1 protein-coding gene and 1 pseudogene are annotated in these 958 nt (G+C 58.9%); both read left to right on the top strand.

From position 1 onward, the window contains the following. A partial coding sequence (locus ACM6IP_RS23980; protein WP_414862406.1) for a DUF6396 domain-containing protein occupies positions 1-424 on the top strand: 424 nt, incomplete at its 5' end. 72 nt (positions 425-496) lie between these two features. Next, positions 497-958, top strand: a pseudogene (locus tag ACM6IP_RS23985) (sel1 repeat family protein); the annotation flags it as partial.

Below are 958 nucleotides of genomic sequence, written 5' to 3' on the forward strand. Positions count from 1 at the left end.
TGAAATCCTCCCCCTACCTCCAGCCAAGCTACCGGCCTGGGACGGCAAGTTGCAGTGGCTCGAAGCCCGACTGGCCAATGTCCCACCGAAAAAGCCTAGCGAGGTGCTGATTCGACAGTTGGCCAAGGCCAAGCTCCTTGAGCCGGCGACCGGCAGGGCCATGCCCGGTTCCCCCGCGTTCATCAAGGTCGGTTTTCCCGCACCGACCTGCTCCAGCGGCCAGGCTTGCCCGCAGACCGGCTACTGGCAGGCGGTACGCCTGAGTCGCCAGGCGGACTTGGGGCTGAAAGACGGCACCATCCGCCGCTTCGAAGAGAACGAGATCATGCCGACCCTGAGGGTTCAGAGTCACCACCCGCGCTTTTTGCTCGCCGACAGAGTCACGGTCAATGAGGAAAACATCGAATGGCAGCTGTTGGGGTAAGGCATGAGAAACATCATTGATGTGTTCACCTTCCAAGGTGTGCCCAATATCAACAGGAGAGTGGTCCGGGGCATGCATCTGAGCCTGTTGCTGACAAGCCTGCTGCTGGCCGCCTGCGATACCGACAGCGCCCCAACTCATCCGAATCGGGATACTTCCGTAAACCCGCTGACCGAGATCAAAGCGAAGCTGGCTTTTACCTGTGTACATGAGCAGATCCCTGTGCCGTCCGCCGAGACCGATGAGCTATTCCAGTACGCCCGTTGGTTGCAGAAGAACAACCTGCTCAAGCAGGACAAAAGCGTCGACGCTGAGATAGAACGGCTGTACCGGATTGCGGCCGAGAATGGCCATTACAAAGCCAATATCAACCTGCAAAACGGCACTATTCGCGGTCAATTCACGCTCCGTGGCGCGGATCACCTGCGTCTGAGTCAGCAACTGATCGACGCGAACGTGGCGACGGGGTACTACTTTATTGGCCTCTTCCTGAAGAGCGGTTCGGCTGGGCTGAAGCAGGACACGGCCATGTCG

The organism is Pseudomonas sp. IT-P176, from assembly GCF_949767245.1.
Lineage (GTDB): Bacteria > Pseudomonadota > Gammaproteobacteria > Pseudomonadales > Pseudomonadaceae > Aquipseudomonas.